Source organism: Pantoea sp. BL1 (assembly GCF_000963985.1).
In the GTDB taxonomy this organism is placed as follows: domain Bacteria; phylum Pseudomonadota; class Gammaproteobacteria; order Enterobacterales; family Enterobacteriaceae; genus Pantoea; species Pantoea rwandensis_B.
Map to the genome: position 1 here is coordinate 1 of NZ_JZRH01000010.1, position 14761 is coordinate 14761.

Consider the following 14761-nt stretch of genomic DNA (forward strand, 5'->3'; position numbering starts at 1 on the left):
TTTCATTGGTGCCCATACCTGCCACAAAAATCTGCGTCAGCAATTTACCGCCGTTAAACAGCACCGACTCAATACTGGCCGGCACCCCGATCCCCAACACTTCCATCAGGATGTTGCGATCCCAGCGACGGAAATAGCTGGCGATACTGATTCTTAATGCCGGCGTAATGCCACGATACAGCACATAAATGGCAGCCGCCGCGCCGATATAGCGTGAGATGGTTAATCCCAACCCGGCCCCGACAAAGCCCATCCCTTCCCACCCCATCGCACCATAAATCAGTACGCTACTGATCACGATGTTAAGGATATTCATGCCGCCATTAATCAGCATCGGAATTTTGGTGTTTCCCGCTCCGCGCAGCGAGCCGCTACCGATCAGGGCGATCGCCGCGGCCGGATAGCTCCACGCCGACGTTTGCAGGTAGCTCAGCGCCAGTTCCTTCACCTTGGGTTCCGCGCTGCCCGCGATAACATCGATAATCAGATGCCCCCAGATCTCAATCACAATCACCAGCACGAATGCCAGCACCGTCATCAAGCCTAGCGACTGCCGCGTAGCTGCGCGCGCGCGTTTGCCGTTGCGCTTGGCAAGGCTAAAGGCCACCACCACCGTGGTGCCGAGATCAATCGCCGCAAAGAAGGAGATAATCACCATGTTGAAGCTGTCGGCCAGACCCACGCCCGCCATCGCCTCTTTCCCCAGCCAGCTCACGAGGAAAGTACTCAGGACGCCCATCAGCATCACGCACAGGTTTTCAATAAAGATGGGCACGGCTAACGGGGTAATTTCACGCCACAACAGCGTGCGATAAGAGCGACGTTTCGGATACCACGCCGTATTTCTGACCGCCCGCATCACTGCTACGCCAGGATTTTGCAAGGGAGTACCAAATCACTTTGGAGAGGAAGAAGAGTAATAATGATGATAGGCCACTGAGAAATATGCAAAGTGTTTCCCATCACCATTTAATCATTATTACAAACTTTTTGTCGCCACCACCGCAGGATCCGCTGCACCACCGAGATAAGCGCTGCGCACCTCATCGTTATTTAGGAGTTCTTCCCCACTGCCGCTCAGTTTTATCTCTCCGTTGACCATCACATAGCCGCGATCGGCCAGTCGCAGCGCATGACGGGCATTTTGTTCTACCAGGAACAGCGTCATGCCCTGCTGGGTGAGTTCGCGAAGGATGTTGAAGATCTGCTTCACCACAATCGGCGCCAGCCCGAGACTCGGTTCATCCAGCAGTAACAATTTAGGGCGGCTCATCAGGGCACGCGCAATCGCCAGCATCTGCTGCTCACCCCCGGAAAGCGTCATCGCACGCTGTTTGCGGCGTTCAAGCAGACGTGGGAACAGCTGGTACATCCGCGCCTTGTCCTCTTTCACAAAGCGGTCGCCCACCGCAATCGTGCCCATCAGCAGGTTCTCCTCCACCGTCATATCGGGAAAGATGCGGCGGCCTTCGGGCGCCTGCGCAATGCCGCTGGCGGCGATAAAATGGGTGCTGCGATGGCTGATCGACTCGCCACGTAAGCGAATGTCACCACTGGCAATGCGCGGCTGGCCAAAAATCGACATCAGCAGCGTAGATTTTCCCGCGCCGTTAGCACCGATCAGCGCCACCGTTTCCCCCTGGTTCACCGTCAGGGAAACCTGTCTGAGCGCCTGAACCGGACCATAAAACACGTCCACCTGTTCAAAACTTAACATTGGTTCAGTCATGGTCGCTCTCCTCATCTGCGCCGAGATAAGCGGCGATAACGTTGGGATCGTGGCGAATTTGCTGCGGCGTCCCCTGTGCAATGACATCGCCATGATCCAGCACCACAATGTGATCGGAGATGCGCATGACCATCGGCATGTCGTGCTCAATCAACAACACGCTGATACGGTGATCGGCGCGTAAGCGATGCAATATCTGACTCAGCGCATCGGTTTCAACGGGATTGAGTCCCGCTGCGGGCTCGTCCAGGCAAATGAGTTCCGGTCGCGTGCACATGGCGCGCGCAATCTCCAGTCGGCGCTGCTGACCATACGAGAGCGTGCCAGCCAGCCGATTGGCGCTGGAGACCAAATCCACATTTTCCAGCCAGTAGAACGCGCGGTCTAACGCGCGGTTTTCCGCTTCGCGATAACCACGGGTATTCAATACACCGGCCAGCAGTTGACGATTGACCTGCATGTGCTGCGCCACCAGCAGGTTCTCTACCACCGACATCTCCCGAAACAAGCGGATGTTCTGGAACGTCCGCGCCAGTCCAGCACGGTTAACCAGGTGCGCGCCGCCAAACATTTTGTACCAAACACGCGATCCCAGCCGTGCCGGATGAAGCCAGTCCTGCGGATGAATTTTTTGCCCCAGTACCTGAATCACGTCGGTACTGCGCTGGTGGGCATTGAGTATGATGCGCCCGCCGGTGGCACGATAAAACCCGGTCAGGCAGTTGAACACTGTGGTTTTTCCCGCCCCGTTCGGACCGATTAATGAGGTAACCGAACCGCGCGCCACAGAAAGGCTGACATCGTTCAGGGCTTTGATGCCGCCAAAGCGCATCATTAAGTGATCAACTTGTAGAATGGCATCACTCATGGCGCACTCCTTTCCGCAGCGGAACACCCACCCGCGCGGTACGAACCAATCCGCGTGGTCGCCAAATCATCATTAACACCATCAGCATGCCAAACAGCAGCACGCGATATTCGGCAAAACTACGCAGCAGTTCCGGCGCGACCGTCAGCACAAAGGCGGCAAGCACCACGCCGAGTGTCGAGCCCATCCCCCCCAGAACCACAATCGCCAGGATTAATGCCGATTCGAAAAAAGTAAAGGAAGTGGGATTGACGAACCCCTGATAGCTGGCGAAAAACACCCCGGCAATCCCGGCCGTCGAGGCACCCAACATAAAGGCGGAGAGTTTGACCAGTACATGATTAAGCCCCATGGCGCGGCAGGCAATTTCATCTTCCCGCAAGGCTTCCCAGGCGCGGCCAATGGGCATGCGCGTTAACCGATGCTTGATCAACAGCACCAGCAGCACCACGAGTACCAGCACCACATAAATGAAGATGAATTTCATATTGGGGTTGTAATCGAGGTGCAGAAACTCGTGATAAGGCACGCCCCCGTCCCGCGCCCGGCGAGCAAATTCGAGGCCAAAAAATGTCGGTGAAGGCACCGATACGCCATTGGGGCCGCCGGTAAATGACAACCAGTTGGTTAAGACCAGACGGATGATTTCACCAAAGCCGAGGGTCACAATCGCCAGATAGTCACCATGCATGCGCAGCACCGGAAACCCCAGCAACGCTCCGGCAAACGCCGCCATTAATGCCGCGATCGGCAACATACTCCAGAACCCCAGGCCGAGGTACTCGTAGCCCAGTGCCAGGCCATAAGCGCCGATGGCATAAAATGCGACATAACCCAAATCGAGTAATCCGGCCAACCCCACCACAATATTGAGCCCTAGCCCCAGCAGCACATAAATCAGCCCCAGAATAGCGACCGTTAGCAGGTATTTACTGGAGAGAAAAGGAAAGGCCAGCGCAGCAATCAGTATCAGCGGCAATATCCAGCGCATCCGCGAGCGATAACCCGGCTCGCGGACATATACGCCATCATCATTGCCTTCAAACTTGCGTGTAAAGCGTTGACCATAAAGCGTACTGGTGAACAGGCTGAGCATTAAGCGCCCTGCCATCACCAGTCCCACCAACAGCGCTACACGTTGCGGCGACAGTTTGAAGCTGTAACCATCCAGCACCACACCCACAATCGGACCAAACACCACCAGCGAAATGACTCCCGCCAGCAGCGTGTCGAGCAATGCTTCACGCACGCCCGCTTTTTGCGTCATTGCATTCATCGTGGCTTCCTCACACTTTCGCGACCAGCGGACGACCCAGCAGTCCCTGCGGACGGAAGATTAAAATCACCACCAGCAGCGAAAACGAGAACACATCTTTGTAGTCAGAGTTAACCAGCCCCGCAAACTGCGCTTCCGCTACCCCAAGTAGTAGTCCACCGAGCATGGCACCAGGTAGAGAACCGATACCGCCCAGCACCGCCGCCGTGAAGGCTTTGATACCAATAATGAATCCCGCATAAAAATCAAACGTGCCATAGTTCATGGTCACCAGCACACCCGCCAGTCCGGCCATGGCTGCGCCGATGACAAACACCAGCGAAATCACGCGATCGGTGTTAATGCCAAGAATGGATGCCATGCGCCGATCCTGCTGAACAGCCCGGCAGATGCGCCCAAGTTTGGTGTACTGAATAATCCAGGTGAGCAGCGCCATACCGCAGAACGCGGCAATCAGGATAAAGACCTTGGTCCAGGTGATTTGCACAATGCCGCCATCCACTTCCATGCGCAACACCCCCGTGAGCAGCGTCGGAATGCCCTGCTGGTTGGGGCCCTGGCTGAGCTGCACGTAGTTTTGCAGAATCAGCGACATGCCGATGGCGGAAATCAACGGTGCAAGACGTGTCGAGTTACGCAGGGGTCGATAAGCAATACGCTCGATGGCCCAGCCATAAGCCGCCGTGACAATAATGGTGAACAGCAAAGTGCCAAAAATCAGCAACGGGAAGGAGTGAATACCGAAGAAGCTCAGGAGTGCTAAGCCTATCGCGCACAAATAGGCGGAGATCATATACACCTCGCCATGCGCGAAGTTGATCATGCCGATAATGCCGTAAACCATGGTGTAACCGATGGCGATCAACCCATACACTGCGCCCAGCGTCAGGCCGTTGATCAACTGCTGTAAGAAGAAGGCGTCCATAAATCCATCCCGCGCGTAAAGGGAGCGCATACCTCGCGCCCAATGGCGAAAGGCCCCGTGATACGGGGCCGCGTATCGAATTACAGTTGGTGATATTTGCCTTTGTCATCCCACTGATAAACCACATAATCCGAGACTTTCAGATCGCCTTTACCATCCCAGGCTTTTTTACCCATGACGGTGTCAACGCTATTCGCTTTCAACCAATCGCTGGCTTTCGCGTTGTCTTTACCCGCCGCTTTGTAAGCCGCCGCAATGGCCTGCACAGAGGCGTAAGCGTACAGGGTGTAACCTTCCGGTTCGAAACCGCTGGCACGGAACTTCTCAATCACCGCTTTGCCATCCGGGATGGTGCGCGGGTCATTGCCAAAGGTCATGTATACCCCTTTGGTGTACTGAGGGCCGCCTGCCGCTGTCACCATCTCTTCCGTCACGATGCAGTCCCCGGAGAAGAAGGCGGCATTCACGCCTTGCTCACGCATCTGGCGCACCAGAGGACCGGCTTCCGGGTGACAGCCACCAAAATAGACCACGTCGGGTTTCACCGCGCCAATCTTGGTGACCAGCGCATTGAAGTCCTTCTCACCGCGAGAAAGCCCTTCATATAGCACCTCTTTTACTCCGCGTTTTTCCAGCGCAGCTTTGGTGGCATCGGCCAGCCCCTGACCGTAAGTGTCTTTGTCATGGATGACCGCCACCTTCTTCGCTTTCAGTTTGTCGATAATGAAGTCTGCTGCAATCGCGCCTTGCTGATCGTCACGGCCACACATACGGAACATGGTTTTCATGCCGCGCTCGGTAATTTGCGGGTTGGTTGATCCGGGAGTAATCGCCAGCACGCCAGCTTCGTCATACACCTCTGACGCGGGCATGGTGGAGGAGGAGCAGAAGTGCCCCACCACCGCCATCACTTTGTCCTGATCGACGAGTCGGTTTGCTACCGACACCGCCTGCTTGGGTTCACAGGCATCATCGCCCTGCACCAGCACAATTTTTTCGCCGTTAATACCACCAGCGGCATTGATATCATCGGCTGCCTGACTTGCGCCCTTCCAATATTGCGCCCCGTAGGTCGCATTCGGGCCAGAGAACGGGCCTGCCACACCAATCTTGATATCCGCCTGAGCGTAAAATGCCATGCTCAGGCAACCTGCAAGTACCACCTTCACTGGGTGTTTCATGAATTTCAAAGACATGCTTTCAATCCTCAACGGGTCAGGAACGGAGCCATACCACGGCCTGGGAGAAATCAATTTCTGAAACTTTTGCAGCGCATAGTGTGGCTGGTAGGGCCACGGTTATGAAATAAGCAAGAAACTCGCCAAAGAAGACGGTCGGTGGCAGCTTTTTGCAGTGACATCGCGCCAGGGCAGATAAGGCGCGAGCTGACATCCCTGCTAATCATAAACATAGCCAGAGTTAAGCCGCATACCAGCACCGTGATGGTGCAGAATGCGGTCGATCACAGATTATTCATCGTGCTGGGGTATTTATCCGCTATGCTCTGGTCAAATCGGTCCACGTTTCCTGAAGGAGAATCTATGAATACGCAACGGAACGGATTGAGTAGCCAGCAAGCACTGGATGAGCTGGAGCGCCTGTATGACAGTGCGGTGGAAGCACTGCGTAATGCGATTCGCGATTTCACGACACAGGGCACGCTACCGGATGAGGATGCGCGACAGAAAGGCCTGTTTGTTTATCCGGAACTGCGCATCACCTGGCTGGGTGAAGGCCCACAGCAAAACCGCACTCGTGCATGGGGACGTTTTACCCACACCGGCAGTTATAGCACCACCATTACCCGCCCGGCACTGTTGCGCCACTATCTGAGTGAGCAGTTGCAGATGCTGGAGAAAGAGTACGACGTCCTGGTTGAAGTGGTGCCTTCCCAGCAGGAGATCCCGTACCCCTACGTGATCGATGGCCTGACACTGGATCGCTCGATGAGCGCCAGCATTGCCCGTCATTTCCCCACTACTGAACTGTCACAGATTGGCGATGAAACCGCAGACGGCCTCTTCCATGCCAACGCGATTTTCCCGCTGTCACATTTCGATGCGCTGCGCACCGACTTCTCTCTGGCGCGTTTACGCCATTACACCGGCACCGCTGTGGAGCACTTCCAGCCGTTTGTGCTGTTTACCAATTATACGCGCTATGTTGATGAGTTTGTGCGTTGGGCCATTGAACAGGTTCAGGATCCTTCCACACCTTATGACAGCCTTGCTTGTGCTGGCGATGTGGTAATCACCGCTGACACCCAGGATCCCACTGCAATGATGTCTGATCTGGCGTGGAAAAAACACCAGATGCCCGCCTGGCACCTTACGTCACCAAATCGTCGTGGCATCACACTGGTGAACATTGGTGTGGGTCCGTCCAATGCCAAAACCATCTGCGACCATCTCGCAGTGATACGTCCACACGCCTGGTTGATGATTGGTCACTGCGGCGGCCTACGCGAAAGCCAGACCATCGGTGATTACGTGCTGGCGCATGCTTATTTGCGAGACGACCATGTGCTGGATAGCGTGCTGCCGCCGGACATTCCTATTCCAAGCATTGCTGAAGTGCAGCGAGCGCTGTATGACGCCACCAAGGCCGTGAGCGGCATGCCGGGAGAAGAGGTGAAACAGCGGCTGCGCACGGGTACGGTGGTAACAACGGACGATCGCAACTGGGAGCTGCGTTACTCTGCTTCTGCGCTGCGTTTCAACCTGAGCCGCGCGGTCGCGGTAGACATGGAGAGCGCCACTATCGCGGCACAGGGTTATCGCTTCCGCGTTCCCTATGGCACCTTGCTGTGCGTGTCGGATAAGCCACTGCACGGCGAAATTAAGCTGCCGGGCCAGGCGAATCGCTTCTATGAAGGGGCGATTTCTGAGCATCTGCAGATCGGCATCTGCGCGGTTGAGCTGCTGCGTGCTGAGGGCGATAAGTTGCATTCAAGGAAACTGCGCACCTTTAATGAACCACCGTTCAGGTAAATGCTTCATTCCGGTCCCACTGGGGCCGGAATGACATTGGATTGCAGGTCAAACTTTCACCAACAGGTCTTTCACAAACCAGGCCAGCACAGCCAGAATAGCGGGCACCATAATTGACCAGGTTAGTCGATCATTCAGCTTTTCAAATTTCACATTCAGCTTTTCAAACTTCTCATCGATCCTGACAAATTTCTTCTCGAATTTTTCATCCATGCGTTCAAACTTCACATCGATGCGTTGTTCCATTTTGTCCAGCTTGTCGTCGATGCGCAGTTCCATTTTGTCCAGCTTGTCGTCGATACGCACTTCTAACTTTTCCAGTTTATCGTCAAAGTGCAGCGCCATTTTGTCCAGCTTGCCGTCGATACGCACTTCTAACTTTTCCAATTTATCGTCAAAGTGCAACGCCATTTTTCCAAGCTTGTCGTCGAAATTCAGCGCCATCTTGTCAAACTTGCCATCGCTACGCTTTTCCGACTGTCCCATTTCACCCAGCAGTTCGCTACGCAGCGTGCAGATATCAGCTCTGGTCGCAAAATTCTCCGATCGCGCGGTCAGGACGGCAACATCCTGTTGAATTTGATGGGTGGTCTTTTCCAACAACCCGACTCGTTGAGTGAGCTCTTCCATTTTTGAACCTCCGATATTCCTGACGACGTAAATAAGTGGCGGAAGAAACGGGGCAGTACGCATGGCGTATTCCATTACAAACCTCCAGAGCGTCCCGGCTACCTCTTCACCTTGCAGAGTAGTGAAACAGATTCGAGCCGATTAAACATTCCACGAACCCGCCATACACGGCAAAAAAAATCAGGCAGGCATCAATACGCCGCACAGGCTAAAACTGGCAGAGAAATAACAAAAGCCGCCACAGCAAAGGATTGCGAGAAATCGCACAGGAAATATTTGCGGGGGATGGAACAGAAAACACGGAAGCCCGAGCGGGCTTCCGGAAACCAAAACTTAAGCGCTCAGCCAGCCCAGTTTGATAACGAACAGAATCGAGAGAATCACCAGTGCGGCATTGATCTCTTTCGTACGGCCACTCAGCAGTTTGACTACGGTCCAGGTAATGAAACCGAAGGCGATACCGTTAGCGATTGAGTAAGTCAAAGGCATGGTCAGCGCGGTCACGGTCACTGGCGCAGCCGTGGTGATATCTTTCCAGTCGATTTCGGCCAGACCAGAAGCCATTAACACCGCCACAAACAGCAATGCCGGTGCGGTAGCGTATACCGGAACGCTTCCGGCTAGCGGTGAGAAGAACAGGCTTAGCAGGAACAACACCGCAACCACAATCGCCGTCAAACCGGTACGACCACCAGCACTGACACCCGCAGCCGATTCCACATAGCTGGTGGTGGTTGAGGTGCCCAGTAATGAACCAAACAGCGCCGCCGCACTGTCAGCGATCAGCGCACGACCCATTTTCGGCACATTGCCTTGCTCATCAGCCAGACCGGCACGCTTGGTCACACCCAGCAACGTGCCGGTGTTATCAAACACATCCACAAACAGGAAGGCGAAGATGACGCTCACCAGACCCACGTTAAACGCACCCGCGATATCCAACTGCATGAAGGTCGGTGCAATTGACGGTGGTGCGGAGAACACGCCACCAAATGGCGTCAGGCCAATCCCCATCGAGATAAAGGTGACAATCAGGATGCCAATCAGCACCGCGCCGGTTACGCGACGCGCTTCCAGTGCCACAATGATGAAGAACCCTAACAGTGCCAGCAGCGGACCCGGTTTGGTCAGATCGCCCAGGCCAACCAGTGTTGCCGGGTTATCCACCACGATGCCCGCGCCTTCCAGCGCGATCAATGCCAGGAACAAGCCGATACCCGCAGCGATACCCGCGCGCAAGGGAAGCGGGATACTGGCAATAATCCACTCACGAATTTTGAAAATTGACAGCGCAAAGAAGATCACCGCTGACAGGAACACCGCACCGAGTGCGATCTGCCAGGTGTAACCCATGTGCAGCACAACGGTATAAGTGAAGAAAGCATTGAGCCCCATGCCCGGTGCCAGCGCGATGGGATAGTTGGCGATCAGCCCCATCAGCACACAGCCAATTGCCGCCGCTAAGCAGGTCGCCACAAAGACCGCACCCTTATCCATGCCGGTCGTACCGAGAATGCTCGGGTTAACAAACAGAATGTAGGCCATGGCCAGGAAGGTAGTGATACCCGCAATGATTTCGGTGCGCACGGTGGTGTTGTGCGCTTTAAGTTTGAAGAGTTTTTCTAACATCATCATCTCTCATGAGCGGAGACGGCACGGGTGCACGTTCTCTCTTGCCAATGTGGTTAACAAACTAATTATTGTATTGATGAAAGCGACACACGCTGGACCCAAGGCAGACACACCTTCCGCTTTCCCCTGTCCACATAGCAATAGCTATGCCATCACCGTACGCAATCGTTTACGTTTCAAAATGCGGTTACGGTTAGGATAATTCTGAACCCGATCAGGGCGCGATTATGGTGCATTGCACCATCGCTGCGCAATCGTTTTCCCTTCTACTGCTCTCAGGAGAAAAAAGATTGCGGCACCGCACGCTTTCGCACACTGCTCAGCGATGGCGCTCACGTTTCTGCAGCATAGGGCAGCAGCTTAAAAACATCGGGTTACACTGCTTTTTAACCCTTTCGAAACATAAGAGACAGTGCAATGAAGCCCGCGATTTTGGTCGTTGATGATGATCGTGCCGTGTGTGAATTGCTGCACGATGTTTTGAGTGAACATGTGTTTACCGTCTACAGCTGCCATCAGGGCAAAGATGCCCTTGCGCTGCTCAGCTTGCATCCGGAGATCTCCCTGGTGATGCTGGACATGATGCTACCGGACACCAACGGCTTACTGGTGCTGCAACAGATGCAGCGACAGCGGCCGGACCTGTTGGTCATCATGCTGACCGGAATGGGGTCGGAAGCGGATATGGTGGTGGGATTAGAGATGGGTGCTGATGATTACATCGCCAAACCCTTTAATCCTCGGGTGGTTGTCGCGCGTGCACGTGCGGCACTGCGCCGCTGTGGGCGTCTGGCACAAGCTGATGCGCAGCAGGATGAAGGATGGCAATTCAATGGCTGGCGGCTGGATGATGCGCGTTGTCAGCTGTTTAATCCTCAGCGCGAAAGTGTCGCCCTCACCCAAGGCGAATATACCCTGTTGCGCGCCCTTGTAGGTCACGCACGCAAAGTGCTGACGCGCGACCAGCTGCTGGAACTGACCCACAATGAAAGTCTTGAGGTGTTCGACCGTACTATAGACGTGCTCATTATGCGACTGCGGCGGAAAATCGAAGCCAATCCACACCAACCCAGCCTGATCCGCACCATCCGTGGCCTCGGTTACGTATTTTCCGCTGATGTATTGCGTCCGGCTTCAGCCGCACGTGAAACACAGATTGCCTGATCCATCCAGCGCTGCATCTCGGCCAATGGCCGCGTGCCGTCCAGCGCGTTTGCTGCATGCAAATTGAAACAGGCGCAGGTGTGTGCCAACTTCAAGGTCTCCAGCAGGGGCCAACCTTCATGGCTGGCAAATAACACCCCAGCGCAAAATGCATCTCCCGCGCCAACACTGCCCACAATCTCCTCTGGTTTCAGGCACCACGCCGGCTGCCACCCTTTCTCACCCATTCTCTCTTGTCCCCACGCACCTTCAGGGGCATGGATCACCACGCGTTGGCGCACGCCCTGTTCCATTAACCAGGCGGCGGCCTCGGCAAACGCGCTGGGTGCTGCCAGCCCCGAAGCGCTGCGCAGCGTCACTCCGGTGAGTGATTGCGCTTCCAGTTCATTAACCACCAGATAGTCGAGCCAGCGTAACGCCGGCACCACCAACGGGCGATACTCCCCGGTTCGCGACACCAAATCCAGCGACGTGAGGTAACCGCGTTGCTGCATTTGTGCCAGCAGATGCGCACTGCGCGTACCAAACACCTCATCAGGCTGGTCGAGACTATCCAGCAGCAGCAAATAGCCGAGATGAAAAATACGGTGTGACGTGGCAACTTCAGCAAAATGGGGCAAATCCAGCTCGGCATTGGCCCCGCGCGCATGAAAAAACGTACGTTGACCATCGGGCGTGGTCATCACTTGGGTCATCGCCGTGCTGACACTGCGCGTACGTTGCACAAACTGACGATCAATCTGATGCTCGTCCAGTAACTGCACGATGTAATCGCCGTCGCTGTCCCCGCCCACCATGCCGACACCCGCCAGCGGCAATTTGACCTGCATGCGCGCCAGGGTGAACAGCACATTCAGTGCAGCGCCTCCGCTGCACTTCTCGCTGTGGGTAATCTCGGCTAACCAGCCTTGTTCCGGCCAATGCGTGATGCGTTGCACATGATCCACCAACATACTGCCCGCACCGAGAATACCGTTGCGTTGCACCATGTCAGGCCCTCCCGGCGCTGCCAAACACCTGCATCTGCTGCGCCACCACATTGGCAATATCGTGTTCTACCGCCATCAGCAGTTCAGCAAAGGCGTCGTAGCGGGCATCACGCTGGGTAATTTGCTTTTCAATTGCACCGAGTGCGGCTTGCGACATGCCCGTGTAGAAATTGATTTTATGGATGCCCAGGCTGATGGCGTGGCGGAAATCGGCGTCACTGATCCCTGAGCCGCCATGCAGCACCAGAGGAATGCCTGCGGCCGCGCGGATGGCCGCCAGACGGTCAAAATCAAGTTTCGGTTCGCCTTTGTATTTGCCGTGCGCATTGCCAATCGCCACGGCCAGACAATCGATCCCGGTCGACTGGACAAACTCCGCCGCCAAAGCAGGATCGGTAAACTTGTTGCTGTCAGCCTCGCCAAACAGCGCCCCACCTTCATCGCCGCCTACCGCGCCGAGTTCCGCTTCAACCGAAACGCCAATGGCGTGGCACATTTTCACCACTTCGCGCGTCTGGCGCACATTCTCCTCATAGCTGAGGGTTGAGCCATCAAACATCACCGAAGTAAAACCGAGGCGAATCGCCTGCATCACCGCTTCAAAGTGCAAACCGTGGTCGAGATTGAGCACTACCGGGATATCATGCAGCGCCGCTTCGGTGCGAATAGCCGCAATCAGAGGCGCGAGACTGACATACTTAAAGTGCACTTCCGCGATATTGATGATAAACGGCGATCGCTGTTGCTCAGCCGCCTGAAACAGGGCGCGCAGAAAGTGAGTATCGAGCACGTTAAATGCGCCGAGTGCGTATTGGTGCTGTTGCGCGTGGGCCAGACCCTGCGCCAGAGAAATCAGTGCCATCGTGAACTCCTTTATGCCAGCCAGCGGTGATATTCGTTGCACAACAGCCAGCGCGGATCTTCATCCTCATCAATCGGGTTGAAGCGTGCCAGCGGCGTGAGAAAGACATTGTCATGCTCGTCATCGTTGGGCATCGAGACTTCGCCAACCAGCACATCGCCATAGCCCTCTTCGCCCCAGAAGCTGTGCCAGATTCCGGGCTGCAGGGTTACGCTCTCACCCGGTGACAGGCGCAGTTGCGATCCCGCCGCGTGAGTCTGGCGGATGCCATCCAACGTGACGTTCACCGGCGAATCATCAAGCCGGTCGCCCGCGCGGTTATGCAGTGTCACGATCAGATTTCCGCCGCCGCGATTGATGATGTCTTCCATTTTTTGCGGATGGTAGTGCATGGGCGTCACCTGCCCTTCCCGCACGTGCATGATCTTTTCGGCATAGGGTTTGCCCCACGGCTGGCCGCCGCGCGATCCGTTACGCAGAGTAAACAAGGTTAAGCCGGTCTGAGAAAAATCATCAGCACCAAAACTGGTGACATCCCAGCCCAGATGCAGCGCCAGCAGCTCTTCTGCGCTGCGTTTATCCAGCGCACGCCATTGGCTGAGGCCATAATCGGCCCACGGCGGCAGATGCACGTCCTGACGCATAAAGAATTCTCGGGTGAGTTGCAGAATGGCGTTCACTTCGGATCGATGCATAACTCCTCTCCCAATGCGGGCGGCCCAGAGACCGCCTCAAGTGGTCAACGTTATTTCACTGTCCAGCCTTTGTAGCTGCTGACGGTATTGCGATCGATCATGGTGACTGGGATCAGCACCGGTTTGTCAGGCGCGGGTTTGCCCTGCAGGATGTCGTAGCCAATCTCCACCGCTTTGGCCGCCATCACCTGTGGGTCCTGTGCTGGCGTTGCGACAAACAGCGAACCTTTACGTTTCAGCGCCTCTTCACCATCAGGCGATCCATCGACGCCGACAATAAAGAACTCACTGCGCTGTGCCTGTTTAGCCGCCAGATCCGCACCTATCGCCGTTGGATCGTTGATCGCAAATACCGCATCGATCTTCGGATTGGCTGACAGCAGTCCAGTCATCACTTCCAGGCCACCATCACGGCTGCCCTTGGCATTCTGGTTGTAGGAAAGCAGTTTGATATCCGGATGGGTTTTCAGCTCGTTCATGCAGCCTTCAACCCGGTTTTGCACCGCTGATACAGGCGGTCCGTTGATGATCACCACGTTACCTTTGTCTTTCAGGCGATCAGAGATGTATTTACACGCCATCGCCCCAGCCTGGGTGTTATCGGAGGTAATGGTGGCGTTAGCACCGTCTGCGGCCACGTCCACCGCCACCACCACAATTCCGGCGTCACGCGCACGTTTTACCGCAGGCGCGATGCCTTTGGAGTCGGCGGCGTTCAGGATAATCATGTCCACTTTAGCGGCGATGAAGTTATCAATCTGCGCCACCTGCTGACCGAGATCGTAACCGCTGGAGACCAGCGTCACATTGACCTTGTCGCCCGCCAGTTCGCGCGCCTTGAGCTCTGCGCCTTTGGTGATCTGCACGAAGAACGGGTTGGCGAGATCGCCGACCGTGACACCAATGGATTTGAGTTCTTTTGCCTGCACCAGTGGCGCACTCAACAACGTCGCCGCCAGCAGTCCGGTAATAATCGGATTAAAACGCATAGTCGATGTTCT

The 14761-nt window shown here is 55.4% G+C and carries 14 protein-coding genes; 2 read left to right on the plus strand and 12 right to left on the minus strand.

All coding sequences use genetic code 11. The features are described from left to right. The 6 genes from VH86_RS06005 to VH86_RS06030 all read right to left on the minus strand — a co-directional run. Nucleotides 1-859: EmmdR/YeeO family multidrug/toxin efflux MATE transporter (locus tag VH86_RS06005; RefSeq protein WP_045832245.1), on the minus strand; the 859-nt coding region annotated here is incomplete at its 3' end. A 120-nt stretch (nucleotides 860-979) separates the two neighbouring features. Then, nucleotides 980-1729: an ABC transporter ATP-binding protein gene (locus tag VH86_RS06010; protein WP_045832246.1), complete on the minus strand. Its 750-nt coding sequence runs from the start codon at nucleotides 1727-1729 to the stop codon at nucleotides 980-982. After that, nucleotides 1722-2597, minus strand: coding sequence for an ATP-binding cassette domain-containing protein (locus tag VH86_RS06015; RefSeq protein ID WP_045832247.1), 876 nt, complete (start codon nucleotides 2595-2597; stop codon nucleotides 1722-1724). The genes VH86_RS06010 and VH86_RS06015 overlap by 8 nt, the downstream gene beginning before the upstream one ends. Next, on the minus strand, nucleotides 2590-3873 hold the full coding sequence (gene livM, locus VH86_RS06020; protein WP_045832248.1) for a high-affinity branched-chain amino acid ABC transporter permease LivM: 1284 nt from the start codon (nucleotides 3871-3873) through the stop codon (nucleotides 2590-2592). The genes VH86_RS06015 and livM overlap by 8 nt, the downstream gene beginning before the upstream one ends. Before the next feature lie 10 nt (nucleotides 3874-3883). After that, nucleotides 3884-4798 (minus strand): branched-chain amino acid ABC transporter permease, encoded by a 915-nt coding sequence (locus VH86_RS06025; RefSeq protein ID WP_045832249.1) that lies wholly within the window; start codon nucleotides 4796-4798, stop codon nucleotides 3884-3886. An 80-nt stretch (nucleotides 4799-4878) separates the two neighbouring features. Further along, nucleotides 4879-5937 carry a branched-chain amino acid ABC transporter substrate-binding protein gene (locus VH86_RS06030; RefSeq protein WP_160868152.1) on the minus strand — a complete coding sequence of 353 codons (1059 nt, stop codon included), beginning with the start codon at nucleotides 5935-5937 and terminating at the stop codon, nucleotides 4879-4881. Between the two features lie 402 nt (nucleotides 5938-6339). Here VH86_RS06030 and VH86_RS06035 point away from each other — a divergent pair, with 402 nt between their 5' ends. Next, nucleotides 6340-7788, plus strand: a complete 1449-nt coding sequence (locus VH86_RS06035) for an AMP nucleosidase (protein ID WP_038646283.1) — start codon at nucleotides 6340-6342, stop codon at nucleotides 7786-7788. A 48-nt stretch (nucleotides 7789-7836) separates the two neighbouring features. Here the strand turns inward: VH86_RS06035 and VH86_RS24670 are convergent, their stop codons facing one another. Together VH86_RS24670 and VH86_RS06045 are read right to left on the minus strand one after the other, a co-directional pair. Further along, entirely contained in the window at nucleotides 7837-8493 is a 657-nt protein-coding gene (locus VH86_RS24670; RefSeq protein ID WP_156150566.1) for a hypothetical protein, read from the minus strand. A 258-nt stretch (nucleotides 8494-8751) separates the two neighbouring features. Next, a complete protein-coding gene (locus tag VH86_RS06045) occupies nucleotides 8752-10050 on the minus strand; it encodes an NCS2 family permease (RefSeq protein ID WP_231647154.1) in 1299 nt (432 codons plus the stop codon). Between the two features lie 417 nt (nucleotides 10051-10467). Between VH86_RS06045 and VH86_RS06050 the strand changes: the two genes are divergently transcribed. Then, nucleotides 10468-11214 (plus strand): response regulator, encoded by a 747-nt coding sequence (locus VH86_RS06050; RefSeq protein WP_038646280.1) that lies wholly within the window; start codon nucleotides 10468-10470, stop codon nucleotides 11212-11214. Here VH86_RS06050 and VH86_RS06055 read toward each other — a convergent pair. The 4 genes from VH86_RS06055 to VH86_RS06070 are packed head-to-tail and all read right to left on the minus strand — an operon-like array spanning nucleotide 11151 to nucleotide 14749. Beyond that, on the minus strand, nucleotides 11151-12203 hold the full coding sequence (locus VH86_RS06055; protein WP_045832250.1) for a carbohydrate kinase family protein: 1053 nt from the start codon (nucleotides 12201-12203) through the stop codon (nucleotides 11151-11153). The genes VH86_RS06050 and VH86_RS06055 overlap by 64 nt on opposite strands. 1 nt (nucleotide 12204) lies before the next feature. After that, entirely contained in the window at nucleotides 12205-13065 is an 861-nt protein-coding gene (locus VH86_RS06060; protein ID WP_038646276.1) for a ketose 1,6-bisphosphate aldolase, read from the minus strand. Nucleotides 13066-13076: 11 nt separating this feature from the next. Further along, nucleotides 13077-13760, minus strand: coding sequence for a D-lyxose/D-mannose family sugar isomerase (locus VH86_RS06065; protein WP_038646274.1), 684 nt, complete (start codon nucleotides 13758-13760; stop codon nucleotides 13077-13079). 50 nt (nucleotides 13761-13810) lie between these two features. Then, complete coding sequence (locus VH86_RS06070) at nucleotides 13811-14749, minus strand: ABC transporter substrate-binding protein (RefSeq protein WP_038646272.1); 939 nt, start codon at nucleotides 14747-14749, stop codon at nucleotides 13811-13813. Nucleotides 14750-14761 lie beyond the last annotated feature (12 nt).

Excerpts from the sequence above, each read along its gene's own strand:
- VH86_RS06060 (WP_038646276.1), bottom strand. The coding sequence starts at position 13,065 with ATGGCACTGATTTCTCTGGCGCAGGGTCTGGCCCACGCGCAACAGCAC.
- VH86_RS06010 (WP_045832246.1), bottom strand. The coding sequence starts at position 1,729 with ATGACTGAACCAATGTTAAGTTTTGAACAGGTGGACGTGTTTTATGGT.
- VH86_RS06050 (WP_038646280.1), top strand. The coding sequence starts at position 10,468 with ATGAAGCCCGCGATTTTGGTCGTTGATGATGATCGTGCCGTGTGTGAA.
- VH86_RS06035 (WP_038646283.1), top strand. The coding sequence starts at position 6,340 with ATGAATACGCAACGGAACGGATTGAGTAGCCAGCAAGCACTGGATGAG.
- VH86_RS24670 (WP_156150566.1), bottom strand. The coding sequence starts at position 8,493 with ATGGAATACGCCATGCGTACTGCCCCGTTTCTTCCGCCACTTATTTAC.
- livM (WP_045832248.1), bottom strand. The coding sequence starts at position 3,873 with ATGAATGCAATGACGCAAAAAGCGGGCGTGCGTGAAGCATTGCTCGAC.
- VH86_RS06065 (WP_038646274.1), bottom strand. The coding sequence starts at position 13,760 with ATGCATCGATCCGAAGTGAACGCCATTCTGCAACTCACCCGAGAATTC.
- VH86_RS06030 (WP_160868152.1), bottom strand. The coding sequence starts at position 5,937 with ATGGCATTTTACGCTCAGGCGGATATCAAGATTGGTGTGGCAGGCCCG.
- VH86_RS06045 (WP_231647154.1), bottom strand. The coding sequence starts at position 10,050 with ATGATGTTAGAAAAACTCTTCAAACTTAAAGCGCACAACACCACCGTG.
- VH86_RS06070 (WP_038646272.1), bottom strand. The coding sequence starts at position 14,749 with ATGCGTTTTAATCCGATTATTACCGGACTGCTGGCGGCGACGTTGTTG.
- VH86_RS06015 (WP_045832247.1), bottom strand. The coding sequence starts at position 2,597 with ATGAGTGATGCCATTCTACAAGTTGATCACTTAATGATGCGCTTTGGC.
- VH86_RS06055 (WP_045832250.1), bottom strand. The coding sequence starts at position 12,203 with ATGGTGCAACGCAACGGTATTCTCGGTGCGGGCAGTATGTTGGTGGAT.
- VH86_RS06025 (WP_045832249.1), bottom strand. The coding sequence starts at position 4,798 with ATGGACGCCTTCTTCTTACAGCAGTTGATCAACGGCCTGACGCTGGGC.